Raw genomic sequence first — 635 nt, forward strand, 5'->3', positions numbered from 1 at the left:
TATTCCACTGATAGTGGAATACTCAAATATGAGTAGACAACGTCTACATCGTAGACAAAATCGTGTGGAGTGATAACATGGCCTCGCCTGTCCTGTCTTTTCGTGTGGAATCGGAGCTGATTAACCAGCTCGATCAGCTCGCTGAAGCAACTGATCGGGATCGTCAGTACCATCTCAAACGTGCATTGGCACGTTATGTAGAGTCAGAGTCCTGGCATTTTCGAGCGGTAGCCGAAGGGATCGCTGATGCTGAGGCAGGCAATCTAATCGACTTGGATGCCGTGAAGGCTAAGTGGGTGGCTCGTGCCGAAAATCGCATTAACCAGCAAAGCGGACAGTGACCTCGAAGGTATCTACGAGCATTACGAACCGCGTCTAGGTGCTGAAAAGGCCGAGGAAGTCATTTCCCAAGTGCTGGAAGCCATAACCCGACTGGAGACCTTTCCTCAGTTAGGGAAAGCCTCGGATATCCCTGATTGCCGAGAACTGATTATTTCGAACTACCCCTATCGATCTATTTACACGCGGAAGGGGGATACCATCCTGATATATCGAATTCTCCATCAGCACGCGGAACGCCCTGAAGATTGGTGAGTTCGGAAGCAAAAAATCCTGCCTTTTGGCGGGATTTTTTG

2 protein-coding genes are annotated in these 635 nt (G+C 49.4%); both read left to right on the forward strand.

The genetic code is table 11. The annotated features are described in order from the left end of the window. The first annotated feature begins 77 nt into the window (after positions 1-77). The gene (locus GHN92_RS23625; protein ID WP_010657468.1) at positions 78-341 is read left to right on the forward strand and encodes a CopG family ribbon-helix-helix protein; all 264 of its coding nucleotides are present in this window, start codon (positions 78-80) and stop codon (positions 339-341) included. Then, positions 304-594, forward strand: a complete 291-nt coding sequence (locus tag GHN92_RS23630) for a type II toxin-antitoxin system RelE/ParE family toxin (protein ID WP_010657469.1) — start codon at positions 304-306, stop codon at positions 592-594. The genes GHN92_RS23625 and GHN92_RS23630 overlap by 38 nt, the downstream gene beginning before the upstream one ends. Positions 595-635: the final 41 nt, after the last annotated feature.

Source organism: Pseudomonas sp. FSL R10-2964 (assembly GCF_009600035.1).
Lineage (GTDB): Bacteria > Pseudomonadota > Gammaproteobacteria > Pseudomonadales > Pseudomonadaceae > Aquipseudomonas > Aquipseudomonas bubulae.